This is a genomic window from Alkalibacillus aidingensis, assembly GCF_014595945.1.
Taxonomy (GTDB): Bacteria; Bacillota; Bacilli; order Bacillales; family Alkalibacillaceae; genus Alkalibacillus; species Alkalibacillus aidingensis.
In genome coordinates this window covers 1-25,827 of sequence record NZ_JABXWU010000005.1, presented here as the reverse complement: position 1 = coordinate 25,827, position 25,827 = coordinate 1, and the positions used below count along the sequence as shown (strand labels likewise).

Genomic DNA, 25,827 nt, shown 5'->3' with positions numbered 1-25,827 from the left:
CTGTTGGGGTCATAAGTTTTAGGGACCTGGTAAGGGGGATCACGACTTGCAAAACGTGAAGGAATTTTTAAAGAATCAAGATGATTTTATTCATATGATTGATGGTGTTGAAAATGGGATGAACGAGCAGTTAGTTTCTGGATTAACCCACACATCCAGGGTAGCCTTGGCCTCAGTGTTGCAGGAGTCAACTAACCGTCCAATTATTTATGTAACACATCAATTAACACAAGCTCAAAAAGTGTATGATGATTTATCATCAATTGCCCAAGATGATCATGAAATCTTCTTATATCCGGCTAATGAGCTGTTGGCAGCCGAGATTGTTTCATCTTCACCAGAGTTAAAGGCTCAGCGTTTGGATGTGATTAATCAATGGCAAAAAAGAAAACAGGGTATCATGGTTGTTCCAGTTGCAGCGCTTAAGCGAGTCTTACCACCTAAGGAACTAATGGAACAGTTAGAAGTAGAGATCGAACAAGGTAAAGAATATCCTTTTGAAGCAACTGTTAATCGGTTAATCTCACTAGGCTATAAGATGGTTGATTTAGTTAATGCTCCTGGCGAAGTTAGTAGACGAGGTGGCATTGTAGATATTTACCCTCTAACAGAAGCTTATCCTATTAGAATAGAATGGTTTGATGATGAGGTTGAATCTATTCGTTATTTTGATGCAGATAGCCAACGCTCAGAAGGGGAGATCGATCAAGTCGAAATCACACCAGCTGAGGAGTTTGTTTTATCATCAGAACAAATGAAAGAAGCTAGTCATCGTTTAGAAAAGTTATTAAGTCAGTCATTAGCTAAACTTAATGATGAAAAGGATCAGGAGAAATTACAAGAAAAGATTAACTATGATATTGAGCGCCTAAAAGAAGGCGAGCAATTCTCAGGGATTTACCAATATATTGCCTTATGCTATGACCGAATGGATAGTTTACTAGATTATTTACCGGGAAATAGTTTAGTTGTTTTAGATGAGATGGGTAGAATCTCTGAAACAGCAGAACAATTAGACCGAGAAGAGGCTAATTGGTATACGGATATGCTAGAGCAGCATTCAATCGTGCGTGGGCTTAATCTATCTTTTGATTGGCAAACGGTTATTTCTAAAATGGTTTACCCTAAAATTTATTTATCATTGTTTTTACGTCATATTCCTAATACAGCTCCAGAGAACATCGTCAATATATCAAGTAGACAAATGCAACAATTTCATGGTCAGATGAATTTAGTCAAAAATGAGATGGAACGTTGGAATCAAGCAGATTATTCTGTGGTGATCTTAGCAGCGGATGAAGAGCGTGCAGAAAGGATTGAGCGTGTATTAGATGATTATGATATGGTTGCTCATCGTACTAAACATGCTTCATTACCAGTTGATGACCCAGTTATTACAATTGGTGAAGTCAGTGAAGGGTTTGAAATGCCCGGCTATCGTATCGCTGTTTTAACAGAAGAAGAGTTGTTTAAAAAGCGCAAACCATCAAAAAAACGGAAAAAGCAAAAAATCTCTAATGCTGAACGAATCAAGAGTTACCAAGAATTACAAACAGGTGACTATGTTGTACATACGCATCATGGAATTGCTAAGTATTTAGGGATTGAAACTTTAGAGGTTAATCAAGTTCATAAAGATTATATGGTCCTTAGGTATTCAGGTAATGATAAACTATTTGTTCCTGTTGAGCAGATTGACCAAGTTAAAAAGTATGTCGGTTCGGAAGGCAAAGAGCCTAAGTTATATAAATTAGGTGGTAGTGAGTGGAAAAAGGTTAAATCTCGTGTTCAGTCTTCTGTAGAAGATATTGCGGATGATTTAATTAAACTATATGCTGAACGTGAATCGACTAAGGGGTTTGCGTTTTCTAAAGATACTGAAATGCAAAAGGATTTTGAAGCAGCATTTCCTTATGAAGAAACGGAAGATCAACTACGGTGTATTCGAGAAGTTAAGGAAGATATGGAAAAAGAGCGCCCAATGGATCGTTTGCTATGTGGTGATGTTGGTTATGGTAAGACAGAAGTGGCTATACGAGCTGCTTTTAAGGCTATCATGGATGGAAAGCAAGTTGCTTTATTAGTCCCTACGACGATTCTAGCACAACAACATTTTGAGACGTTTCAAGAGCGTTTTCACGAGTTTGGTATTAATGTCGGTTTGTTAAGTCGTTTTAGAACAGCTAAACAACAGAAGGAAACGATTGATAATTTGCGTAAAGGATTAGTCGATGTGGTGATTGGTACCCATCGCGTATTGTCAAAGGATATTAAATTTAAAGATCTAGGGTTATTAGTCATTGATGAAGAACAACGTTTTGGTGTTAAGCATAAGGAGAAAATCAAACAACTAAAGGCAAATGTGGATGTACTAACTTTAACTGCCACACCTATACCAAGAACTCTTCATATGTCTATGGTGGGTGTAAGAGACCTTTCTGTTATTGAAACACCACCTGAAAATCGCTTTCCGATCCAAACTTATGTCGTTGAATATAATCCGGCCTTTATTCGAGAAGCGATTGAAAGGGAAATGGCACGAGGAGGACAGGCTTTCTTCTTATATAACCGAGTCGATCTAATCGATCGAGTAGCTGCTGAGATTGATGAGCTTGTCGAAGATGCACGAGTCGCTTACGCTCATGGGCAAATGAATGAACGGCAATTAGAAAATATTATGCTCGATTTCTTAGAAGGTAATTATGATGTTTTAGTAAGTACAACGATTATCGAAACGGGTGTGGATATCCCTAATGTGAATACACTAATCGTTAATGATGCGGATAAGATGGGACTTAGCCAGTTGTATCAGTTAAGAGGAAGAGTTGGACGTTCTAACCGTTTAGCCTATGCATATTTCACCCATCAACAAGATAAGGTTTTAAGTGAAGTTGCTGAAAAGCGATTAGAGGCCATTAAAGAATTTACAGAGCTCGGGTCTGGTTTCAAGATTGCGATGCGTGATTTATCCATTCGTGGCGCAGGTAATTTGTTAGGAACAGAGCAACACGGCTTTATTGATTCAGTTGGCTTTGATCTTTACTCACAAATGTTAAATGATGCTATAGAAGCTAAACAACAAGGAAAGCCTTACGAAGAAACGAAACCATTCGAAGTAGAGATGACTTTAGCTTTAGATGCTTATATACCTAGCCATTATATTGAGGATGAAACACAAAAGGTCCAAATGTACAAACGAATTCATGCGATTGAGGAAGTAGAAGAAGTTTTTGAATTAAAAGATGAAATGATTGATCGCTTTGGTTCATACCCTCAAGAAGTCGAAGAGCTCATGCAGGTAGCCCGAATCAGATTGTTAGCACAAAAGGAAAAAGTTGAATCAATATATGAAAAAACAAACAAAATTGAGCTTTTAATGCAAGAAGAGGAAAGTCAAAAAGTAGATGGGTCAGAGTTGTTCATGTTGGCAAATGAATATGGACGAATGGTTCAGTTAGGCACTGAAGGAAACAAGTTAAAAATAATGATTCAATACCAACGTAGCAATAAGAATCAACGCTATGATGTATTGGAAGATATTTTATCAAAAATAAACAAAGTGAAAAATCAACCAAAAAATGAATAGTTTTCACCTGTTGCTTCATAATACAAAGTACGAGCAAGTCATTAAACTAAATTTGATGTTCTCAGTAATGAGTACAAAAAAGAAAGTGGGGATTGCAAGTAATGAAAGCAACAGGAATTGTTCGTCGTATTGATGATCTTGGAAGAGTTGTTGTCCCTAAAGAAATAAGAAGAACTTTACGCATTAGAGAGGGAGACCCATTAGAGATTTTTGTTGATCGTGAAGGTGAGGTTATTCTTAAGAAATATTCACCGATTAACGAGCTTAGTGAATTTGCACAGGAGTATGCCCATTCATTATTTGACGCTACAGGTCATAAAGTATTGATTTCAGATCGAGATGAATTTATCTCGGTAGCGGGTGTCTCCAAGAAGGATTACTTAAATAAAAATATCGGAAAACCAATTGAGCGAGCCATGGACAAGCGTGAGAGCGTTGTCGAGAGAAATGAGTACACGCTAGAGATTGTTGAAGGGCAAGAAGAGACGGTTTCATCCTTTTTAATCCAACCGATTATTTCAAATGGTGATCCTGTTGGAAGTATTATGATGTTTCTAGATAAAGGTTCACTATCCGAAGTGGAAATAAAAGTTTGTGAAACGGCAAGTAATTTCCTCGCTCGTCAAATGGAATAAGTCCAAAGATCATTAATCATTTATGATCGTTCCTTTGGTTGTGATATAATATATTACAACATGTATAATATACTGGCTTTACGTCATTGTTGATTGTCATCCTTTTTGTTATTACAACTTATCAACATAGAAGCAGGGAGCCAAAAGTGAGGAACCAAATGATTCAAGAACATAAATGGATCAAAGGAACGGTTATATTAGCTTTTGCCGGGTTTATCGGTAAAGTTTTAGGGATGGTATACAGAATTCCATTACAGAACTTAGCAGGTGATGAAGGGCTCTATATTTATCAACAAATATATCCCTTAATATCACTTGCTTTAATTTTATCTATATATAGTTTGCCAAGTGCCTATTCGCATGTATTAGCCCATCATTATCCGAAAAACGCCAAGGTTCGTTTCCATAACGTATCTGTGGTGTTTTATTTATTACTTGCCTTAGGAATTGGCGCTTTTTTATTTATTTATTTTTTCGCTCCACTAATCGCTAACTTAATGGGGGATCCGTTTTTAAGTGATCCTATTAAAGTAAGTAGTTTTATGTTTTTAATCATTCCTATAACGTCCTTTTTTCGTGGATATTTCCAAAAGCAAGATCAACCTACTTGGGTTGCAACTTCACAGGTCATGGAACAATTGACCCGTGTGGTATTAATTGTTGTGACAACCGTCGTGATTGTCCAATTCAGTGGTTCATTATACCAGATTGGTTTACTTGCTAGCTTGGCATCTGTTGTAGGAGCATTGGTTGCATCAGTCTGGTTGGTTTATTTGTATAGAACCTATCATAATCATGAGCAGTCTAACTCAAGAATGATGAAATCATTAAGTTTTAAACATGTCTTTAGGATGTTTTCTGTTGGAATAGTAGTGTACAGCATCACTCATATATTGCACTTGTTAATACAAGCTGTTGATGTATTTACAATGATACATAGTTTAAGAAGTTGGGGGTCAACGTTTGAAGATGCTAGAGTCCTTAAAGGAATTTATGATAGAGGAAATCCATTAATTCAATTAGGGTTAGTATTCGGGGCCGCTTTAGCTTTTGCCATCGTTCCCACCATCCAAAAACATTCAAATGATAACCAACATCATATTAGTGAAGCTGCAGAAATATTTGCTGTTAAGTTAACTTACATTTTCTCTCTTGCTGCATCACTAGGTCTAATAGCGATTATGCCTTTACTAAATCCATTGTTCTATCAATCATCTGATGGAACAAAGGTCCTTCAATGGATGATGCTATTAGTATTTTTATTGTCAATGATCATGACCTTATCTGTTCTTCTCCAAGCTTACGGGGAGCGTCTAAATCAGCTTATTTGGCTAGCTATTATGGTGGTTGGAAAAGGCTTGCTAAACATGATGTTAATTAATCATTTTGGGTTAGTAGGTGCAAGCTTTGGCTCGCTTATAGCAGCAACACTTCTTTGCATTGTGTTCTTTGTGAAGTGGCATCATTATATGAAAACATCGCTGTCATATGGGTTTTTAGTAAAAGGTTTAGGAATTGGATTTGTGATGTTCACACCGATTGCCTTTATCAGTTATTTCTTAGAAGTGTATATTGACTTAGCTGAAAGGTTATTATTACTAGTTGTTGTGTTATGCTTGTGTTTAATAGGAGCGTTAATTGTCATTGTTCTATGTTGGAAGTGGCGTTACTTTAATGAAAATGAGCAGGATCAGTTACTTGATTCAAAAATAATAAAGAACATAAAAAGGTAGGATCATTATGGGACAAATCAAAGTAATAGGATTAGGAGCGAGCTCAATCGACCAAATTCCATTAGGCGTTTACAGGCAGTTGGTTAATCATCATGAGATCATTTACACGCGCACTAAAAAGCATCCTGTAATAGAGTCGTTGAAGCAAGAGGGGGTTCGTTTTCAATCATTTGATCACTTTTATGAAGAGTTGGACGACTTTGGGCAAGTATATGAGTCGATAGCTAATGAGTTAATCCAACGGGCTAAGGAACAAAATTTGGTTTACACGGTACCAGGTCATCCAATGGTTGCTGAGAGAACCGTTCAACTCTTATTAGATAGTAACCTTCAAGATGTTTCGGTAGAAATTAGTAGTGGGCAAAGTTTTTTGGATGCACTATTTACTGCCACTCAAGTTGATCCAATCGAAGGCTTTCAACTTTTAGATGGAACGGCTTTAGATCGGTCTACCATTCAATATGAAAACCACCTATTTATTGGCCAAGTTTATGATGATTTTATAGCTTCTGAAGTAAAATTGACCCTAATGGAAGATTTACCATTTGATTATAAAGTGAAAATTATTCATGCAGCAGGTAGCCCAAATGAATCGGTTAAAACAGTACCATTACATGAATTAGACCATGATTTTTCGTTTAGCAACCTTACAACATTATACGTACCACCACAAACACGAAAGAATCTCCATCACACGTTTTCAGCTTTGCGTGAGGTTATCGCTACCTTACGTGGACCAAATGGTTGTCCATGGGATCGAAAACAAACACATACTACCTTACGTCCCTATTTAATTGAAGAGGCATATGAAGTAATCGAAGCGATCGAAGAAGATGATGATGCTCATTTAGCAGAAGAGTTAGGCGATGTACTACTTCAAATTATGCTACATAGTCAAATAGCTGAAGAAAGTGGGTATTTTACTGTAGACGATGTGATTAAAAGTATTACCGATAAAATGGTTGAAAGACATCCCCATGTATTTGGTGATGTCACAGTTGAATCATCAGACGAGGTGAGCGCTAACTGGGAGCAAATTAAACAAAAAAATAAACCTAAAAAAGACTCTGTTTTAGAAGGTTTAAATGATTCACTGCCACGGTTATTATATGCTAAGGAGATTCAAAAAAAGGTGGCTAAGGTTGGCTTTGATTGGAAAACAGAGGCTCCTGTTTTTGAGAAGGTAAAAGAAGAATTAGAGGAATTCCAAGAGGCTGTCTCGAAACAGTCTATAGATGAAATGGAATTAGAATTTGGTGATTTGCTATTTTCATTAGTGAATACGGCTAGATTTTATAAGATTGACCCTGAACTTGCTCTTGATCGCACTTGTCGCAAATTCATTAGTAGATTTAAGCAAGTTGAACAACTAGTGAAACAACAAGGCCTTTCCTTAGAAGAGATGCATCTTGAGGAAATGGATCGCTATTGGGAACAAGCCAAGAAACAACTTACCAAAGGAAGTGAATAACATGCGTGTAGATAAATTTTTGAAATTATCCCGTTTAATTAAACGTCGAACAGTTGCTAAGGAAGTGGCCAACCAAGGTAGAATCCATTTAAATAATCAACCAGCAAAAGCATCAACGGACTTAAAAGTTGGTGATGAATTAACGATCCAATTCGGTCACAAAAAACTAACGATTAAAATAGAATCCCTTAAAGAACAAGTGAAAAAAGATGAAGCCTCTAGACTATACTCAGTTCTTAAGGAAGAAAAAATAGAATCAGAATCATTTTAATAGGCATGTTTATCCTCCTGAGTTCATACGCTGTTAGTGATAGGAGGGAAGGACATGCCATATGAAAATCAATTATATCAAACCAACCGTGAAGAGAAACGTGAGCACGACCTTAAGCTGATCAGTCGGAAAAAACTAGATGTAACGGGAGTTCTGGACGTTGATAGTTTTGATACGGAAGAGTTCTTATTAAAAACAACCCTTGGATACTTATTAGTTAGAGGTCATAACCTTCATATGAAAAACTTAAACGTTGATGAAGGAGTATTAACGATCCAAGGTAGGATTAGTTCATTTGATTATATTGACGAAAACAAGCAAAATCAAGCTAAAGGAATATTTAGCAAGTTGTTTAAATGACGTTAAGCACACAGTTTGTATCCATGTTGACGATGGTGTTCGCAGGTGGCCTGTCAGCTGCTTGTTTTGATACGTATAAGCAATTAGGTCGCCCATCTATTTATTGGAAACAATATTTTATAGATCTTTTGTTCTTTGTCACTCAGGCTTGTATCGTTTACTTTTTGCTTTACTTAGCTAATGGTGGGGTCTTACGTTTTTATTTGTTTATCGCATTGATATTAGGCATATCAACTTATTATGCTTTATTTCAACAACAATACTTAAAGTTTCTGGACCGAATGGTAGTAGTCCTGATCAGAATTTATTATTTACTAAAAAAATTACTAGAGAACTTGGTATTAAGGCCTTTAGTCTGGCTATCCATTCTGTTATTTAGTATAATAGTAGCAATTGGAAGGTTTTTACTGAGAACAATTGTCGCTCTTGGTAAAGTCGTTGTGACCATTATTCTGTTTTTTATACCAAGAATAGTAAAAAAGCCCCTTATAAGCTGGTTTGAAACTTGCCATAATAAAATAAACAAGGGGCTAAAAAGCCTTACATCTTTCGTGAAGAAGAGGTGGCAGAAGGATGAACAGAAGAAGGAGTCGTCAAAAGAATAACGTTGCCAAACTTGATACTAAATATACACAACAACAAGAACAATACTTAGAGCGTAAAGACCGTGAGAAAAGATTGTTAATGAGACGTCTTATTGCTTTTGGCATCCTTTTTTTCGTTATAGTCGGATCTCTTTCTGCTTATTATATTCAGCAAAAGTCTGTTTTTCAAAACAAACAGGAAGAATATCGTGAACTTGAAGAAGAACTTGAGGCTTACCAAGAGGAGAATGAAAGCTTAACTCGGGAAATTGAACTGTTAAACGACGTTGACTACTTACTTCAAATTGCAAGGAAGGATTATTTCTTCTCTAAAGAAGGAGAAATTATTTTCACGTTGCCCGATGAGGAGCCTTCTTATTGACACTTCTTTAATAGCTTATATATAATATAGAATATATCTTTTATAAATTCTAAGGAGGAGCAATTCTTTTATGTCAGTTGAAGTAGGCAGCAAGGTGCGTGGCAAAGTGACCCGCATTACTAACTTTGGAGCATTTGTGGAACTACCAGAAGGCTCAACAGGATTAGTCCACATTAGTGAGGTAGCTAATAAGTATGTAAAGGACATTAACGAACATCTATCTGTAGGTGATGAAGTTGATGTCAAGGTGTTAAATGTCGAGGATAATGGCAAGATTGGCCTGTCCATTAAAAAGGCAGAAGAAAAGTTTGAAAAACAGCAACAGAAGAAACGAACTGAAAGCTTTGAATCAAAGATGAATAAGTTCTTAAAGGATAGTGAAGATAAGTTAGCCTCACTTAAGAAGCACACTGAGTCTCGACGTGGTGGGCGTGGTGCTAAAAGAGGATAATCTTGCTGTCTATGTGGAAATGGCAGATGATTTAATCATACAAAATCACACGCAAAGGTTAATGCGAATTAACCTTTGCGTTTTTTTATTTTAAGTAGCTTCTGGATGATCGTTGTAAGTGGAATGAAATGGATATGATGTTTAGTAACTTTTGTTAGTAGGTGCTTTTTAATGACGATTTGTACTTCACAGGAGGTCTAAACGTCATTGAGAGTACTCCTCTCTTACACTTTGCGCTTCACACGAGGGTAAAAACGTCATTGAGATCACTTCACCCCACCAAATTGCTCATAATTTCATGGGGTCAGACATAAGGCTAGCTAGTGAACATCACATCAATCATCAAGTGGAATGATTAAAAGTGAATACCATATGAAAACAGCTTTCACCTTTTCAAGACACAAAAAAGGACCGTTATGGATAAAACCATAACGATCCTTTTTATATTAGTGACCCATAGGGGATTCGAACCCCTGTTACCGCCGTGAAAGGGCGGTGTCTTAACCACTTGACCAATGGGCCCCGTTGTTTAAATAAATAGCTCTGAAATAAGCGACTGTTTAATCGCCCCTATGATCTCTTTGAAAAGTAGTGGCGGCGGAGGGGATCGAACCCCCGACCTCACGGGTATGAACCGTACGCTCTCGCCAGCTGAGCTACACCGCCAAATTTTTATGGTTGTTAGGCACAAAAATTATAGTACAACACGTTTACCCTTGTGTCAACATAATTTTTATGATTTTCTTACATATATATTGAGGAAATAACTTGCAACATCTAACTGTTTGAGTTTTTTCGCACATTCTTTAGGTAATCACCAACAAAATTTGTAGAAATACACCACTTTACAATGGTTCAAACGTCGAAGGATTTTTTGGATTCGACTCTTTATTTTGACAAAAATTTATTCATAAATATGTTTGAATTTTCATATGAAGGGGTGATTGCGAGAATGGAACGATTATCAAAAATTGGAGAAGTATCTACTGAGTCAAAATTTCACAAATTGAATCATTCGTTTTCATTGGTTAAAAAGTCTATTAGTCACCTATTATTTACCCGAGGGGGATTACTGTATATAATTGGTTTCTTTTTAGGACGAGCTGTTGTGCTATCGGCTATTTCACCATTTGCCTTGGCTTTCTTTGCTACGACTATTCTATCTAAAAGACAGTTTGCTTTCCCTCTGTTTATCTTTACATTATTTGGTGCCTTAACGGTAAGTTACGAGCAGGCCTTTTATATTTTCGTTTCCGGACTTATATTGATGATTTTTTATAAGAAAATGGTTCGACAGTTTAGTCGTCAAATTAAATGGATGGTCCTAGCGACTTTGATCAGCGTTGCTGTAGGAAGAATGGTTGTTCAGGGTCTTTTGGCAACCATAGCTATTCATGATGTAGCGATTTATTTATCGGAGGCAGCTTTGGCAGCTTTTCTAGTGATGGTTTTTATTCAATCATATCCTTTTATTAAGCTTAAGGCCCCAAGGTTAAAGTTAAAAGTTGAAGAGGTTGTTTGTATTGTGATCTTGGCGACAGCTGTTTTAACAGGATTTGTTGGGTTAGGTTTTTATGATTTGGCAGTCGAACAGATTGGCGCAAAGTACTTAATCCTAATTAGTGCTTTTATATCTGGAGCAACGGTCGGTTCCGCAGTGGGTGTTATGGTCGGGCTTATGCTTAGTTTAGTTAGTGCTTTTCATTTGTATCAGGTGAGTTTGTTAGCATTAGCAGGGCTTTTAGGTGGACTACTTAAGGATATGAATAAATATGGTGTAGCTATTGGGTTGTTTTTATCTTCATTCTTATTTGGTTTGTACAATATTGAAGTCATTCCCTTAGAACAACTCTTGCTTCAATCAGTAGTTGCTGTAGGATTGTTTATGATTACACCACAGTCTTTAACAAAGAATATCGCTAAATACGTTCCTGGCACCGAAGAGGAAAAAGAGGAAAACGAGCAGTATTTACAAAAAGTTAGAGATGCAACAGCTGAACGTGTCGAACGATTCTCTGAAATGTTTGAGGCTCTATCACATAGCTTTGCGCATATTGATACTGAAGGGAACAGCACAGAGAAAAATCAGAATCATGAAGTGGATGAGTATTTAAGTCGAGTAACGGAGAAGACTTGTCAAACCTGCTTAAAGAAACATTCTTGCTGGGTTAATAATTTTGAAAGAACCTACCCGGTTTTACAACAAACGATGACGTCGATTGAGGAAAACGATACATCCAGTGTTAATTTTAATGTGGGGAAATTAAAGAATTTTTGTGTTAAAGCTGATCAAGTCGTCGATCAGATGCGTTATGAACTGTCATATTACAAAGCCAATAAACGTTTAAAACAACAGGTGAAAGAAAGCCGTAAATTTGTCAGTGAACAATTAAGTGGAGTTTCAGAAGTCATGAATAACTTTGCAAAGGAAGTTGTTAAAGAACGCGAAGAATATTTTTGGTATGAGCAGGAAATTCGACGGTTAATGGATCAGCACAACATTTCAATCGAACATTTAGAGTTATTTTCAGTAGATCAAGGTAATGTAGATATCGAGATGACTGTTTATTTTCACGAGTATCATGGCGAAGGGGAGAAAGTCATTGCCCCTATTTTATCGGATCTCTTAGGAGAAACGGTGATTGTTGAAGAAGACCGGGCTGGTCATAACCGAAGTGGAGACCGAACGTTTTTATTTAGCTCGGTGAAAAATTACCAACTATCAACAGGGGTTGCTCATGCTGCGAAGAAGGGGAATTTTCTTTCTGGAGATAGTTATTTAATGCTTGAGTTAGGAAAAAGTCGGTTTGCATTAGCTATTAGTGATGGTATGGGTAACGGAGAACGAGCTTATCTTGAAAGTTCTGAAACACTAAATTTATTAAAGCAAATATTACAATCAGGGATGAATGAGCAAGTAGCTCTTCAATCGATCAATTCGATCTTATCTTTAAGGACATCAGATGAAATCTATGCCACACTTGACCTGGCTGTTATTGATTTGCAGGAGCCATATGTTAACTTTTTAAAAATTGGCGCTGTCGTAAGTTATATTAAACGTGGTGAATATGTATACCCTGTAGAATCTGGTAATCTACCAATAGGAATATTAGAGGAGTTTGATGTCGATCCAGTTTACGAGACTTTAAAAGATGGTGATTTATTAGTGATGGTTAGTGATGGGATTTTAGAGTCGATTAATTTGAATGACAATCGTGAGGCATGGTTAAAGAGAAAGATTAGAGAAATAGAAACGGATGAGCCTCAGGATGTCGCAGATTTAATATTAGAAGAAGCCATCCGGAGTAATCACGGCAATATTATTGACGATATGACCGTCTTGGTGACGAGAGTGGAAAAGAGTAAACCTAAGTGGGCATCGATTAGTTCAGTCGCTTCAGTCTAGTTTATCTTTTTAATATAGTTGATTAAAATTATCTAATCTTTGACTTGTTCTCTAGCTAAATAGGTATATTAGATAGATTTTGTGTCAACAATGGTGATAACTATTTAGAGGAGGCGATTGAATGGGAAAAGGAACAGTTAGACAAATCCTATTAATAACAGACGGATGTTCAAATCAAGGGGAAGACCCTATTTCTGTTAGTTCAGAAATTGCACAGCAAGGTATTTCAGTAAATGTTATTGGTGTTTTGGAGGATGATCAAACAGAAGATCCTGTTGGTCTATCAGAAGTAAATGATATTGCTGAGGCAGGTAATGGAGTCAGTCGAATTGTTTATGCAGATGATTTATCAGAAACGGTACAGATGGTAACCAAACAAGCGATGAATCAAACGATCCAAGGTTATGTAAATCAAGAATTACAGCAAATCTTTGGTAAGGAAACAGATGAGGAGTCTTTACCACCATCAACTCGTGGTGAAGTCCAAGAGGTTATGGAGGAGCTTGGTGAAACTTGTGATTTACAAGTGATGATATTGGTAGATACAAGTGCAAGTATGCAAAATAAAATGTCAGCTGTAAAAGAAGCGTTAGATGATTTGATTTTAAGTTTAGATGCACGAGCAGGAAACCACTACTTCTCAATCTACCAATTTCCAACAAGAAAACAGGTGGTTAAGGAGTTATTAGATTGGACAAGTGACGGTAATCGCTTGGCTAAAGTATTTCCGAAATTTGCTGTTGGTGGAATCACGCCAACGGGTATCGCGTTAAGAGAGGCTGCTAAAGCGTTCCATTCAGATATAGAAGATGATGTCATGGGAGGAGCGGCTTACGATGTCGTCGATTCATCCTACCGTCAATCTTTATAAGGGAGACCGGTTAAAGGGTGTCTGGAACCATCGTTCATATCGAATAGAGCGCCTCTTGGGTGAAGGGGCGCGAGGGTCAACGTATTTAGCGAGTTGGAACCAACAAACGGTTGCACTTAAAATTAGTAAGGACCCATCAGTTGTGACCGCAGAATCAAATGTATTGCGTAAATTGAACAAGGTCCAAGGCGTAAAGCTTGGGCCTTCTTTATTAGATGTAGATGACACATATATTAGACAAGGGTCAAAATATTCTTTTTACGTTATGGAATATGTGAAGGGGCTCACTTTAAAAGATTGGTTTGAACAACACTCAACGAGGAAACTAGGCGATCATACTTCTCAACTATTGAATTACTTGCATGAGCTTCATCGCCTGGGTTATGCCTATGGGGATTTCAAGCCTGACAATATTATTATTGAACAAAAAACCAACCAGCTAAGGTTAGTAGATGTCGGTGGTGTGACTAAGTTTGGACGTGCAGTCCGGGAGTATACAACGATTTACGACCGTGGTTATTGGCGTTTAGGCAGCAGAAAAGCAGACGCCACTTATGACTTGTTCTCCTTAGCCATATGCATGATTCAAGCTGACTCAAACCAAAAGCTTAAGCAAGCCTCTAAAAATAAAAGCATCCTTAAAAGGTTACCTAGCTTTCAAACGATAACTCCTTACCATGAAGTGATTAGGAAAGCCTTGTTAGGAAGTTACTCTCAAGCATTATCAATGAAAAAAGAGGTCGATCACATTAACCGAAAGCTCCTAACAATGAGACAGAAAAGTACGAATCATCGCTATAAAAAGCGTAAGCCAACCACAACTCACGCGGTTGATCACACCGAGGTAATTGGTGTGACATCGGTTGTAGCTATCCATTTAACCATTTTATATGTTTTAATCCAAACGTTATAATCCCCTTGATTGAACCTATCTCTTATAAAGTGGTACGATAGTAAAGTAACCCTATTTCTCTTCAAAAGACAGTATTAAAAGTTTAATCCTATATATTCGGAGTGAGTCGTGTTGCAAGAAAAAATTCTCCACTTTAATCAACAACAGCAGTTATTTAATCAAGGGGATCATCTATTTTTAGCGGTTTCAGGTGGGGCTGACTCCATGGCAATGCTCCACTTTTTTGCATGGCTTAAAGAGGAATGGGATTTAACATTAACTACTTTAACAGTGGATCACCAATTGCGCGGAGAGGAATCTCATCAGGATGTACAATTTGTAAAAGAACAGTCTGAGCAGTTAGGGGTTCCGTGTTTAATTAAGCAAGTGAACGTAACAGCTTATAAAAATGCGAACCAAGTTGGCACACAGGAGGCGGCACGCGAGCTAAGGTACCAATTTTTCAAAGAACAGCTTATAAATAATTCCAAGGCCAAGCTTGTGTTAGCACATCATGCAGATGATCAGCTTGAGACGATGTATATGCAACTCACTAAAGGGGTCAAACCTACAGGGATTTTTGCTAAACGAGAATTAGGTGAGATGACCGTAATTCGTCCGTTATTAACTTTAACGAAGGAAGAATTACTCGATTACATAAAGGAAAGTGAAATCGAATATCGCGAAGATCCCTCCAACCAAGAGGTGGTATACACAAGGAATCGATTTAGAAAAGAATTATTACCTTTTTTAAAGAAGGAGAATCCTAATTTGCACCAAGGGGTCAATCGTGTACATGATCAGATGGTGGATGAAGATCGGTTTTTGAATGAATTAACTGAAGAAAGAATGAGTCAATTTAGTCAGTTTAGTGGAAACAAAGTATCTTTTTCAATTAAATGTTTTAATGAAATGGCTCGACCTTTACAAAGGAGGGGCTTTCATCTAATATTAAACTATCTTAGTGTAAATATGTCTAAAATTAAAGATTATTTCCCTTCATTTTTGGAATGGATAACTTCTAATAAGCCAAATAGTTTATTTTCCCCAACTGAGGAATGGTTAGCACTTAAAGCTTATGACCGATGCTACATCACAACTGATGATGTGGCCAATCAGCCGTTTTCAATGGAATTGAATTTAGGTGAAAAGGTTAAACTCCCAAATGATTGGGTTATATCATTAGTACAGGCTAATGACGATCATTTAGACAATCAACAGGTACACACTTTTATTTGCGATCAGAGACTTTTACATCTTCCTTTGACCGTTCGTTCAAAAAAACCAGGCGATCGAATGAAGCTTAAAGGATTAAACGGTCGCAAAAAGGTGAAGGATATATTTATTGATGAAAAAATCCCTAAGTTTCAAAGGGATCAGTGGCCATTAGTTGAAAATGGTAATGGGGAATTAATCTGGATTCCTTTTATTCGCAAGAGTGATCTTGCTGAAAAAAGTGATTCTTCTAACTATAAAATAATCATTGATATTGGACAGAATTAGGGGGATAAAGTCATGCATGACGAAATTAAAGAAGTACTCTTTAGTGAAGAAGAAATTCAAGAAAAAACAAAAGAGCTAGGGGCAAAAATTACTAAAGACTTTGATGGTAAATTCCCATTAGCAATCGGTGTATTAAAAGGTGCTATGCCATTTATGAGTGACCTTATGAAACGTATTGAAACTCATGTTGAAATGGACTTTATGGACGTTTCAAGCTATGGTGGTGGCATGGAGTCTTCAGGTGAAGTTAGAATTGTTAACGACTTAAATACACAAGTCAAAGGTCGAGATCTTTTAATTATTGAGGATATTATCGATAGTGGACTAACATTAAGTTATTTAGTTAACTTATTCAAATACCGAGGGGCAAAGTCAATTACGATTGTTACATTATTAGACAAGCCATCAGGTCGTAAAGGTGATATATATGCTGACTTGATTGGTTTTGAAGTGCCGGACGCGTTTGTGGTTGGTTACGGGTTAGACTATCAAGAGAAATATCGTAACTTGCCTTATATTGGTGTATTAAAAGAAGAAATTTATTCGTAAGTAACCATACAATAGCTAGTAGGTGACTTTACATAGCTATTAGTTGAGAGGCCGTTTTTTTTATGGTAGTATAACCTTAGTTTTGTCGTTTAGGAGGAGGTAAGAGATGAATCGGGTGTTCCGAAATACCATATTTTATTTAATTATATTTTTAGTTGTCATCGGGATTATCGGCATGTTAAACGATCCGAGTCCAGAAACGGAACAACTGAATTATAATGAGTTTCAAGACGCACTTCAAGCAGGTCAGATAGAAGAAATGACCTTACAATATACAAACTTTGCTTATGAAGTTCGTGGTGAATATATTTCTAACGAATCAGGTGCTTTAGAAAGCTTTCGAGCTGAGATTCCAGCAAATGAAGAGATCATTAATGATGTTATGACTATGGCAACTGACCAGAGTCTAGTTAGTGTTGAAGCAGCTGAAGAGCCTAGTGCTTGGGCGCGCTTTTTTACAACGTTAATACCTTTTATCATTATCTTTATTTTGTTCTTCTTCTTGCTTAGCCAAATGCAAGGCGGCGGTGGCCGTATGATGAACTTTGGTAAAAGTAAGGCAAAGATGTACACAGAAGATAAGAAAAAGACGAAGTTTAACGAAGTAGCTGGTGCCGATGAAGAGAAGCAAGAACTTGTAGAAGTGGTTGAGTTCTTAAAGGACCCACGTAAGTTCTCTGAATTAGGTGCACGTATTCCAAAAGGTGTCCTTTTAGTTGGACCACCAGGAACGGGTAAAACATTACTAGCTAAAGCTGTTGCAGGGGAAGCAGGCGTACCGTTCTTCTCTATCAGTGGTTCTGACTTCGTTGAAATGTTCGTGGGTGTTGGTGCATCACGTGTACGTGACTTATTTGAAAATGCTAAGAAGAATGCTCCGTGTATTGTGTTTATTGATGAGATTGATGCGGTAGGTCGTCAACGTGGTGCAGGTGTTGGCGGTGGACATGATGAGCGTGAGCAAACATTAAATCAGTTACTTGTTGAAATGGACGGGTTTGGTGTTAATGAGGGAATCATTATGATGGCTGCGACAAACCGCCCAGACATTCTCGACCCGGCATTATTACGTCCAGGACGTTTTGATCGCCAAATCCCAGTTAATGCACCCGATGTTAAAGGGCGCCAAGAAGTGCTTGCTGTTCATGTTAGAAATAAACCACTTGGCGATTCTGTGGACCTTAAAGCGATTGCGTTAAGAACTCCTGGTTTTTCAGGTGCAGACTTAGAGAACTTATTAAATGAGGCAGCTCTTGTAGCAGCTCGTGCCAATGCTAAGAAAATCGAAATGGAACATGTTGATGAAGCCATTGATCGTGTTATTGCAGGTCCAGCTAAGAAGAGTCGCGTGATCTCAGAGAAAGAGAAAAATATTGTTGCTTACCATGAGAGTGGACATACTGTAATCGGAATGGTTCTTGATGAAGCAGATATGGTTCATAAGGTAACCATTGTGCCAAGAGGTCAAGCGGGTGGCTATGCAGTGATGCTACCTAAAGAAGACCGTTACTTCCAGACCAAACCAGAGTTACTCGATAAAATTACGGGTCTTTTAGGTGGCCGTGTTGCCGAAGAGATCATCTTCGGTGAAGTGAGTACTGGTGCTCATAACGACTTCCAACGTGCAACTGGTATTGCTCGTAAGATGGTTATGGAATTTGGTATGAGTGACAAACTTGGACCATTACAGTTTGGTAACTCCGGTGGTCAAGTGTTCTTAGGTAAAGATATTCAGAACGAACCAAACTATAGTGACCAAATCGCTTATGTCATTGACCAAGAAGTTCAAGATATTATTAAATCTAGTTATGAGCGTGCGAAAAAGATTTTAACTGAGCACCAAGAACAACTAGAACTTATTGCCAAAACGTTATTAGAAGTAGAAACATTAGATGCTCGACAAATCAAAGGCTTGTTTGAAGAAGGTGTATTACCAGAGCCTGAAGAAGAGCCTGAGGTTTCTGAAGATGACACTTCAAACGTTGAGGAGACAACAGATAATCATCAGGGCAGCCAACGTTCTACGGAATCATCAGATGTGAAAGTAAATATTGATTCACATGACCATGAGTCTAATGAACAGACGACAAGTGAGACAGAATCCAGAGATCAAGATGACCAGTCATCAGAGGATCAAAGTGATCGTAAATAGTAAATAATGAATTAGACAACTACCTCCTAGCTTAGGAGGTAGTTTTTTGATGTTAGGCTGATGAAAAGTTGCCAAAGTATAGTAATGAACCAAACGTTTAGAAGACAAATAATTGGGCATTTATGATATGATTTACGATGAGAAATAATAGAAGAGAAATGACACAATTTATAATAAATTCTAATTGTAGAAATGGTGTGAAGATATGATCTTTGTATTAGATGTAGGAAATACTAACACGGTCTTAGGTGTCTTTGACAAAGGTGAACTGACATATCAGTGGAGAGTAGCTACTGATCGGTATAAAACGGAAGATGAATACGCAATGGAAGTAAAAGCTTTGTTAGAACATCATGGATTATCATTCAATGACTTTCATGCAGCAATTATATCTTCGGTCGTTCCACCGATTATGTATGCTTTAGAGAAAATGTGTGAGCGTTACTTTAATCTAAAACCTATGATCGTCGGTTCAGAAGCAGTTGATCATAGTTTGAAAATGAATTATCCAAATCCGAAAGAAATTGGTGCTGACCGTATAGTTAATGCAGTGGGCGCGATAAAAGAATATGGTGCGCCATTGGTTATTATCGATTTTGGTACAGCAACAACGTATTGTTATGTTAATGAAAAAGAAGAATATGTAGGAGGGGCTATTGCTCCGGGGATTAATATATCAACAGAAGCACTTTATGCTAAAGCAGCTAAACTTCCACGAATTGAAATTACGAAGCCAGAAAATGTTGTTGGACATTCAACAGTAGAGGCGATGCAATCAGGGATATTTTTTGGTTATGTTGGTCAAGTGGATGAGGTCGTCAATCGATTCAAAGAACAAGCTAACTACACGCCTACTGTTGTTGCAACAGGTGGGTTATCTAAATTAATTGGTAAAGGTTCAAAAACGATTGATCATGTTGATATGGAATTAACTTTAAAAGGGTTATATGAAATCTATAGACGAAATAAAGAAGGGCAAGGTGGACAACATGAGTGATTACTTAGTAAAAGCAACAGCTTTTGGTGGTCAAGTGCGTGCTTATGCAATTCAATCAACAGAATTAGTGAATGAGGCTTGTGAAAGGCAAGATACATGGCCAACCACCTCAGCTGCATTAGGTCGGACACTGACGATTACAACTATGATGGGAGCGATGTTAAAAGGTGACGATAAGTTAACCGTTAAAGTCGAGGGCGATGGTCCGATTGGCGCGATTGTTGCAGATGGAAATGCTAAAGGTGATGTGCGTGGGTATGTAAAGAACCCACATGTAGACTTTGAATCCAATTCTCAAGGTAAATTAGATGTGCGTCGTGCAGTAGGGACTAATGGGACAATTAGTATCGTTAAGGATTTAGGTTTGAAAAATAATTTTACTGGTCAAGTACCGATTGTTTCTGGTGAAATTAGCGAAGATTTTACGTATTATTTTGTAACTTCTGAACAAGTACCATCTGCAGTTGGGGCAGGTGTATTAGTTGATACTGATTACTCCATTTTAGCTGCAGGAGGCTTTATTATCCAGATGATGCCTGGTGCCACTGAAAAAACCATTTCTACAGTGGAAGAACGGATTAGCAAGGTACCGGCAATTTCTACTCTCATTCAAGAAGGTAAAACTCCAGAGGATATTTTAGCGATGTTTTTTGAGGGCGTTGAGTGGCATATTCTTTCGACAACGGATGTCCGTTTTAAATGCCAGTGCTCAAAAGAACGAACGGAAGAAGTGATCGCAAGCCTTGGAGATGAAGAGATTGATGAAATGATTCGTGAAGATGGAGGAGCAGAAGCAACCTGTCACTTTTGTAATCAAGTTTATCATTTGACTGTCGATGATTTAGAGGCACTAAAGGGTAGTCAAGATAACCATTAAGATTCAGGAGAGGAGTTTTCGGATGCAATCACTTACAGTATCTGAAGGTCACGAGCTAGACTTTACACAAAAAACGCAGATTATGGGGATTTTAAACGTCACCCCTGATTCCTTTTCAGATGGTGGGATGTATGATCAAGTAGAAAGCGCTATAGAGAAGGCCAAACAATTAGTCTCCGATGGTGCACATCTAATTGATGTTGGTGGAGAATCGACGCGTCCAGGTCATGAACCTGTATCAGAAACGGTTGAAATTGAACGAGTGGTCCCTGTCATTAAAGCGATCAAAAGCCAAGTGAATGTACCAATTTCGATTGATACTTATAAGTCAAAAACGGCCGAAGAAGCGGTCAAAGCTGGGGCTGACATGATTAACGATGTTTGGGGGGCAAAATACGACCCTGAGATTACAGCAGTTGCTAGTGAATATAACAAGCCCATTATTTTAATGCATAATCAATTAGAACCGAATTATGATGATCTAATTGAAGATATGAAGAAATCTTTATATGAAAGTGTTGAAATAGCTAAGAAACACGGTATTAAGGATGATCAAATCATTCTGGACCCGGGAGTAGGTTTTGGAAAGACACATGCACACAATTTATTGGTAATGAGAAGATTACACGAGCTTAAAACATTAGGTTACCCATTATTGCTTGGTACATCCAGAAAATCCATTATCGGCAAAACATTAGATCTGCCAGTTGATGAGCGAACTGAAGGCTCTATTACGACCGTCTGCTACGGGATTGCTCAAGGTGTTGAGATAGTGAGAGTGCATGATGTTAAAGAAACATCTCGCTCGGTGCGAATGATGGATGCAATGATTGGTAAGGGTGGGATCGTGAATGGATAAGATTATCTTAAATGAATTAATGTTTTATGGATATCATGGTTTATTTCCTGAGGAGAAGAAGTTAGGTCAACGTTTCACGGTTGATTTAGAACTGTATTGTGATTTAAAAACGGCTGGAGAATCAGATCAGATGGAAGATAGTATTGATTATGGAGCTGTTTATCAAGTTGCCAAGAATGTTGTAGAAGGAGAAGCAAAAAACTTAATCGAAGCTGTTGCAGAAGAGGTTGCTAATAAGATGTTTCAAACTTTCAAGCACCTAGAGGCTATTAAAGTAAAAGTAGATAAACCAGGACCTCCCATTCCTGGCTATTATCAATCGGCAGCTGTTGAAATAGAACGGGAGCGTCATCAGCATGGTTAATCCTGTTTATCTTGCGTTAGGGTCTAATATTCATCCGAAAAAAACTTACCTACAAAACGCGATTGACGAACTTACTCATCATCATGATATAGATGTAACGAACCAATCTTCTATATACCAGACTAAACCGGTAGGCTATACGGAGCAAGATCTGTTTTTAAATATGGTGGTTGAATTGAAAACAAATCTAAACCCCTATGAACTACTCGATGTATGTCAAAGCATTGAACAAAAATTAGGTAGAGAGCGGGAAATTCGCTTTGGGCCAAGGACTATAGATTTAGACATTTTACTTTTTGACGATCAACAGTTACAATCAGAACAGTTAACTATCCCACATCCAAGGATGACAGAACGAGCATTCGTCCTGATTCCCTTAAATGAAGTGTCAAATGATATATATATCACTAATCAACCAATCCAAGCTTATATAGATAAATTAAGTGAGGATGAATTGGAAGGTGTCGTTTTATACGAATAATTCAGTTAGGAGGGAAAATCGTGTTTAAAATCGGTGATGTAGAAATACCCAATCAAGTCGTATTAGCACCTATGGCTGGTGTTAGTAATTGGGCATTTCGCCTAACGGTTAAGGAGTTTGGTGCAGGCCTGGTCTGTGCTGAAATGGTTAGTGATAAAGGAATTGCCTATAATAATGAAAAGACGATGAAAATGCTCTATTTAGATGAAGAGGAAAAACCGATGAGCATTCAAATTTTTGGTGGTGAAACAGACACACTAGTTCATGCCGCAAAGCATATTGATCAATACACAACAGCTGACTTAATTGATATTAATATGGGGTGTCCAGTACCGAAAATTACTAAATGTGAAGCAGGTGCACGTTGGCTATTAGATCCGGATCGAATCTATCATATGGTTAAAAAGGTTAAGTCTGAAATTAGTAAACCATTAATGGTAAAGATGCGTACAGGCTGGGATGATGATCATATCTTAGCTGTCGAAAACGCACAGGCGATCGAAGCAGCTGGTGGCGATGCGATAACTCTGCATGGAAGAACACGTGTTCAAATGTATGAAGGTTACGCAGATTGGGAGATTGTTAAAGATGTTAAAGATGCCGTTAATATCCCTGTGATTGGTAACGGTGATATTGATACACCAAAAATCGCTAAACAACGTCTTGACGAAACAGGAGTTGACGCGATTATGATTGGTCGCGCTGCATTAGGTAACCCTTGGATTATTTATCGAGTCTCGAAGTATTTAGAGACAGGTAAATTAATTGGTGAACCAGGCCCACATGAAAAAGTGGAAGTATGTAAGCTGCACATGGACCGTTTAATTAAATTAAAAGGCGAAAAAGTGGCCATCTTGGAAATGAGAAAACATGCAGCTTGGTACCTTAAAGGGTTAAAGGGCAGTGGCAAAGCAAGAAATCGCATTAACTACTGTGAAACTCGTGATGAAGTGCTACAGGCTCTTAATGAATATGTAGAACAGCTATCAGATACAGTCGTCGCTTCATAATGAAAGGTTTATATTCAAGTTAATAGTGGTAGATTAGATATAATACAAAGTATAGAGGTGAATGAAGTGTCAGAAGAATTAAATGACCAAATGCGTACGCGGATTGAAAAACTAGAAGCTTTGCAACAGGCGGGTGTCAATCCCTTTGGTGATAAATTTGAACGCACGCATTTAGCTAAAGAATTAGAAAAAGAATTTGATGAGTTTTCAAAGGAAGAATTGGAAGAAAAAGAAGCTGAGACTAGTGTAACCATTGCTGGTCGTATTATGACAAAGCGAGGAAAAGGTAAAGCAGGGTTTGCTCACATCCAAGATCTTTCTGGACAAATTCAAATCTATGTACGTAAAGACAGAATTGGTGAAGAAGCCTATGATATCTTTAAATCCGCTGACTTAGGGGATATTGTAGGTATAACCGGTGTGATGTTTAAGACAAAAGTTGGTGAGTTGTCGGTAAAAGCTGATTCTTTCGAGTTCTTAACTAAATCTTTGCGTCCACTACCTGAGAAGTTTCATGGACTAAAGGATGTTGAACAACGTTATCGTCAACGGTACTTAGATCTAATTACTAATCTAGAAAGCCGTGATACCTTTGTATTACGCAGTAAGATTCTACAATCTATGCGCCGTTATTTAGACGATCAAGGCTTCTTAGAAGTAGAAACTCCTATGATGCACTCTATTCCAGGTGGAGCATCAGCAAGACCTTTTGTCACACATCACAATGCTCTAGATATTCCATTATACATGCGTATTGCAATTGAACTTCATTTAAAACGCCTTATTGTTGGTGGAATGGAAAAAGTGTATGAAATCGGTCGTGTATTCCGTAATGAAGGAGTTTCAACCAGACACAATCCAGAATTCACGATGATTGAGCTCTATGAAGCTTATGCAGACTACCACGATATTATGGATTTAACTGAAAACCTGATTGCGCATATTGCACAAGAAGTATTAGGGACAACAGATGTTCAGTATGGAGAAGAGACAGTTAATCTAGCACCTAAATGGAAAAGATGGCATATGGTTGATGCTATTCAGGAATTAACTGGTGTGAATTTTTGGGAAGATTTATCAGATGAAAAAGCACACGAATTAGCAAAGGAACACGGAGTAGAAGTAGACGACCATATGACGTTTGGTCATATTGTTAATGAATTCTTTGAACAAAAAGTTGAAGAACAATTGGTACAACCAACATTCATCTATGGGCACCCTGTAGAAATTTCGCCACTAGCTAAGAAAAATGAAGAGGATTCGCGATTTACCGATCGCTTTGAATTATTTATAGTAGGAAGAGAACATGCTAACGCATTCTCTGAGTTGAACGATCCAATAGATCAACGCCAACGCTTTGAAGCACAAGTGAAAGAACGTGAAGAAGGAAATGATGAAGCGCACTTTATGGATGAAGATTTCCTAGAGTCTCTAGAATATGGCATGCCGCCAACAGGTGGATTAGGGATTGGAATTGACCGTTTAGTGATGCTACTGACTAATTCACCATCCATTCGTGATGTTCTATTATTCCCACAGATGAGAAACCGTTCGTAAATTAGATTAAAAAAAGATTACTTGTTAACACTAAGAATGGTGTGCAAGTAGTCTTTTTTTTATATAGGCTCTGTTAAAGTTTAGTGTTGATAATTAAATGATTTAGTCTTAGTTGTTGTATGGTGAGGGCGAAGGTGGCGACTCCAGGTCGGAAAAAACGCCACGTCCTGTGGCATCACCGACACTAGCACGTCCTGTGCGTCGTGGGAACAGGACGTGCTGAAGATCCACTTGGGAAGTGTTTTTTCTTCCCAAGTTAGCTGAAGACGTGCCCGCGATCGATTAAATTCGGCCGCGTCCTGGGCCAACATCGACATTTGACCGTCCTGGCTTCAGAAAGCGTCTACCGAAAGCGAAGCACCATAACAACAACGGACTTTAACAAAACGTTTACATAAGCAAAACTTAAAAACTTGGCTAGTAAGACAAGTAATGATTTAACGTGAAGTTATTTCTTTTAGAGTTTCTACTATTATATATAACTAAGGTTAGTTGTCAGAATAAAACAACTTCAGAAAAACTATTGTGTTATCATTAAAACCGTGTTAAATTATTAAATGTCGCGTTGAGAGAGACGCAACAACAAGCAACACTCTGAAACGGAAACTAAAAAAACATATAAAAAGTTATTGACATTAAGTTGAAAACTTGTTATATTTAAGAGGTCGCTGTTTTTGAGCGACAAACTTTGAACCTTGAAAACTAAACAAAATAGCCTGACGTCAATTCGGTTTTCTTTCTAACTCAGAGAGAAAACAACGAATAATAAGTAAGAAGCCAATCAAACACTATTTGGAGAGTTTGATCCTGGCTCAGGACGAACGCTGGCGGCGTGC

At 37.7% G+C, this 25,827-nt stretch carries 22 protein-coding genes and 2 tRNA genes; 22 read left to right on the top strand and 2 right to left on the bottom strand.

Translation table 11 applies throughout. The annotated features are described in order from the left end of the window. The first annotated feature begins 46 nt into the window (after positions 1-46). From mfd to HWQ49_RS09340, 9 genes are all read left to right on the top strand, one after another. Positions 47-3,586 carry a transcription-repair coupling factor gene (gene mfd, locus HWQ49_RS09380; protein ID WP_188207360.1) on the top strand — a complete coding sequence of 1,180 codons (3,540 nt, stop codon included), beginning with the start codon at positions 47-49 and terminating at the stop codon, positions 3,584-3,586. A gap of 101 nt (positions 3,587-3,687) precedes the next feature. Further along, the gene (spoVT, locus tag HWQ49_RS09375; RefSeq protein ID WP_188207359.1) at positions 3,688-4,221 is read left to right on the top strand and encodes a stage V sporulation protein T; all 534 of its coding nucleotides are present in this window, start codon (positions 3,688-3,690) and stop codon (positions 4,219-4,221) included. 158 nt (positions 4,222-4,379) lie between these two features. Beyond that, on the top strand, positions 4,380-5,954 hold the full coding sequence (locus HWQ49_RS09370; RefSeq protein ID WP_188207358.1) for a polysaccharide biosynthesis protein: 1,575 nt from the start codon (positions 4,380-4,382) through the stop codon (positions 5,952-5,954). Positions 5,955-5,961: 7 nt separating this feature from the next. Continuing rightward, positions 5,962-7,425 carry a bifunctional methyltransferase/pyrophosphohydrolase YabN gene (locus HWQ49_RS09365; protein ID WP_188207357.1) on the top strand — a complete coding sequence of 488 codons (1,464 nt, stop codon included), beginning with the start codon at positions 5,962-5,964 and terminating at the stop codon, positions 7,423-7,425. Position 7,426: 1 nt separating this feature from the next. Then, complete coding sequence (locus HWQ49_RS09360; RefSeq protein WP_188207356.1) at positions 7,427-7,696, top strand: RNA-binding S4 domain-containing protein; 270 nt, start codon at positions 7,427-7,429, stop codon at positions 7,694-7,696. Between the two features lie 54 nt (positions 7,697-7,750). Next, on the top strand, positions 7,751-8,056 hold the full coding sequence (gene yabP / locus HWQ49_RS09355; RefSeq protein ID WP_188207355.1) for a sporulation protein YabP: 306 nt from the start codon (positions 7,751-7,753) through the stop codon (positions 8,054-8,056). Beyond that, positions 8,053-8,661: a spore cortex biosynthesis protein YabQ gene (yabQ, locus tag HWQ49_RS09350; RefSeq protein WP_188207354.1), complete on the top strand. Its 609-nt coding sequence runs from the start codon at positions 8,053-8,055 to the stop codon at positions 8,659-8,661. The genes yabP and yabQ overlap by 4 nt, the downstream gene beginning before the upstream one ends. Then, entirely contained in the window at positions 8,630-9,022 is a 393-nt protein-coding gene (locus HWQ49_RS09345; RefSeq protein ID WP_188207353.1) for an FtsB family cell division protein, read from the top strand. The genes yabQ and HWQ49_RS09345 overlap by 32 nt, the downstream gene beginning before the upstream one ends. A gap of 70 nt (positions 9,023-9,092) precedes the next feature. Beyond that, positions 9,093-9,473, top strand: coding sequence for a S1 domain-containing RNA-binding protein (locus HWQ49_RS09340; protein WP_188207352.1), 381 nt, complete (start codon positions 9,093-9,095; stop codon positions 9,471-9,473). Between the two features lie 450 nt (positions 9,474-9,923). Here the strand turns inward: HWQ49_RS09340 and HWQ49_RS09335 are convergent. Next, positions 9,924-9,995 (bottom strand) — tRNA-Glu (locus HWQ49_RS09335). A gap of 70 nt (positions 9,996-10,065) precedes the next feature. Beyond that, positions 10,066-10,139 (bottom strand) — tRNA-Met (locus HWQ49_RS09330). 286 nt (positions 10,140-10,425) lie between these two features. On the opposite strand from HWQ49_RS09330, the gene spoIIE reads away from it, so the two are divergent. The 13 genes from spoIIE to lysS all read left to right on the top strand — a co-directional run bounded on the left by spoIIE (position 10,426) and on the right by lysS (position 24,991). Next, positions 10,426-12,879 (top strand): stage II sporulation protein E, encoded by a 2,454-nt coding sequence (gene spoIIE, locus HWQ49_RS09325; protein ID WP_188207351.1) that lies wholly within the window; start codon positions 10,426-10,428, stop codon positions 12,877-12,879. Between the two features lie 121 nt (positions 12,880-13,000). Then, positions 13,001-13,750, top strand: coding sequence for a VWA domain-containing protein (locus HWQ49_RS09320; protein WP_188207350.1), 750 nt, complete (start codon positions 13,001-13,003; stop codon positions 13,748-13,750). Continuing rightward, positions 13,716-14,663 carry a serine/threonine protein kinase gene (locus HWQ49_RS09315; RefSeq protein ID WP_188207349.1) on the top strand — a complete coding sequence of 316 codons (948 nt, stop codon included), beginning with the start codon at positions 13,716-13,718 and terminating at the stop codon, positions 14,661-14,663. The genes HWQ49_RS09320 and HWQ49_RS09315 overlap by 35 nt, the downstream gene beginning before the upstream one ends. A 111-nt stretch (positions 14,664-14,774) precedes the next feature. Next, positions 14,775-16,145 carry a tRNA lysidine(34) synthetase TilS gene (gene tilS / locus HWQ49_RS09310; protein ID WP_188207348.1) on the top strand — a complete coding sequence of 457 codons (1,371 nt, stop codon included), beginning with the start codon at positions 14,775-14,777 and terminating at the stop codon, positions 16,143-16,145. Positions 16,146-16,157: 12 nt separating this feature from the next. Beyond that, entirely contained in the window at positions 16,158-16,694 is a 537-nt protein-coding gene (gene hpt / locus HWQ49_RS09305; RefSeq protein ID WP_188207347.1) for a hypoxanthine phosphoribosyltransferase, read from the top strand. 106 nt (positions 16,695-16,800) lie between these two features. Further along, positions 16,801-18,846 (top strand): ATP-dependent zinc metalloprotease FtsH, encoded by a 2,046-nt coding sequence (gene ftsH / locus HWQ49_RS09300; protein WP_188207346.1) that lies wholly within the window; start codon positions 16,801-16,803, stop codon positions 18,844-18,846. Between the two features lie 205 nt (positions 18,847-19,051). Beyond that, positions 19,052-19,843, top strand: coding sequence for a type III pantothenate kinase (locus HWQ49_RS09295; RefSeq protein WP_188207345.1), 792 nt, complete (start codon positions 19,052-19,054; stop codon positions 19,841-19,843). Beyond that, positions 19,836-20,720 carry an Hsp33 family molecular chaperone HslO gene (gene hslO, locus HWQ49_RS09290; protein WP_188207344.1) on the top strand — a complete coding sequence of 295 codons (885 nt, stop codon included), beginning with the start codon at positions 19,836-19,838 and terminating at the stop codon, positions 20,718-20,720. The genes HWQ49_RS09295 and hslO overlap by 8 nt, the downstream gene beginning before the upstream one ends. Positions 20,721-20,742: 22 nt before the next feature. Beyond that, on the top strand, positions 20,743-21,579 hold the full coding sequence (gene folP, locus HWQ49_RS09285) for a dihydropteroate synthase (protein ID WP_188207343.1): 837 nt from the start codon (positions 20,743-20,745) through the stop codon (positions 21,577-21,579). Beyond that, positions 21,572-21,943 carry a dihydroneopterin aldolase gene (gene folB / locus HWQ49_RS09280; protein WP_188207342.1) on the top strand — a complete coding sequence of 124 codons (372 nt, stop codon included), beginning with the start codon at positions 21,572-21,574 and terminating at the stop codon, positions 21,941-21,943. Before folP ends, folB begins: the two co-directional genes overlap by 8 nt. Beyond that, the gene (folK, locus tag HWQ49_RS09275; protein WP_188207341.1) at positions 21,936-22,424 is read left to right on the top strand and encodes a 2-amino-4-hydroxy-6-hydroxymethyldihydropteridine diphosphokinase; all 489 of its coding nucleotides are present in this window, start codon (positions 21,936-21,938) and stop codon (positions 22,422-22,424) included. Before folB ends, folK begins: the two co-directional genes overlap by 8 nt. Positions 22,425-22,444: 20 nt before the next feature. Then, on the top strand, positions 22,445-23,434 hold the full coding sequence (gene dusB / locus HWQ49_RS09270; protein WP_188207340.1) for a tRNA dihydrouridine synthase DusB: 990 nt from the start codon (positions 22,445-22,447) through the stop codon (positions 23,432-23,434). Positions 23,435-23,500: 66 nt separating this feature from the next. Continuing rightward, positions 23,501-24,991, top strand: a complete 1,491-nt coding sequence (lysS, locus tag HWQ49_RS09265; protein ID WP_188207339.1) for a lysine--tRNA ligase — start codon at positions 23,501-23,503, stop codon at positions 24,989-24,991. The last annotated feature ends 836 nt before the right edge of the window (positions 24,992-25,827 follow it).

Bases quoted from the DNA above. Each gene is read 5' to 3' on its own strand.
- HWQ49_RS09370 (WP_188207358.1), top strand. From the start codon at position 4,380: ATGATTCAAGAACATAAATGGATCAAAGGAACGGTTATATTAGCTTTT.
- HWQ49_RS09295 (WP_188207345.1), top strand. From the start codon at position 19,052: ATGATCTTTGTATTAGATGTAGGAAATACTAACACGGTCTTAGGTGTC.
- spoVT (WP_188207359.1), top strand. From the start codon at position 3,688: ATGAAAGCAACAGGAATTGTTCGTCGTATTGATGATCTTGGAAGAGTT.
- yabP (WP_188207355.1), top strand. From the start codon at position 7,751: ATGCCATATGAAAATCAATTATATCAAACCAACCGTGAAGAGAAACGT.
- folK (WP_188207341.1), top strand. From the start codon at position 21,936: ATGGTTAATCCTGTTTATCTTGCGTTAGGGTCTAATATTCATCCGAAA.
- hpt (WP_188207347.1), top strand. From the start codon at position 16,158: ATGCATGACGAAATTAAAGAAGTACTCTTTAGTGAAGAAGAAATTCAA.
- HWQ49_RS09315 (WP_188207349.1), top strand. From the start codon at position 13,716: ATGTCGTCGATTCATCCTACCGTCAATCTTTATAAGGGAGACCGGTTA.
- HWQ49_RS09340 (WP_188207352.1), top strand. From the start codon at position 9,093: ATGTCAGTTGAAGTAGGCAGCAAGGTGCGTGGCAAAGTGACCCGCATT.
- HWQ49_RS09320 (WP_188207350.1), top strand. From the start codon at position 13,001: ATGGGAAAAGGAACAGTTAGACAAATCCTATTAATAACAGACGGATGT.
- HWQ49_RS09365 (WP_188207357.1), top strand. From the start codon at position 5,962: ATGGGACAAATCAAAGTAATAGGATTAGGAGCGAGCTCAATCGACCAA.
- HWQ49_RS09360 (WP_188207356.1), top strand. From the start codon at position 7,427: ATGCGTGTAGATAAATTTTTGAAATTATCCCGTTTAATTAAACGTCGA.
- HWQ49_RS09345 (WP_188207353.1), top strand. From the start codon at position 8,630: ATGAACAGAAGAAGGAGTCGTCAAAAGAATAACGTTGCCAAACTTGAT.
- yabQ (WP_188207354.1), top strand. From the start codon at position 8,053: ATGACGTTAAGCACACAGTTTGTATCCATGTTGACGATGGTGTTCGCA.
- folP (WP_188207343.1), top strand. From the start codon at position 20,743: ATGCAATCACTTACAGTATCTGAAGGTCACGAGCTAGACTTTACACAA.
- folB (WP_188207342.1), top strand. From the start codon at position 21,572: ATGGATAAGATTATCTTAAATGAATTAATGTTTTATGGATATCATGGT.
- ftsH (WP_188207346.1), top strand. From the start codon at position 16,801: ATGAATCGGGTGTTCCGAAATACCATATTTTATTTAATTATATTTTTA.
- hslO (WP_188207344.1), top strand. From the start codon at position 19,836: ATGAGTGATTACTTAGTAAAAGCAACAGCTTTTGGTGGTCAAGTGCGT.
- spoIIE (WP_188207351.1), top strand. From the start codon at position 10,426: ATGGAACGATTATCAAAAATTGGAGAAGTATCTACTGAGTCAAAATTT.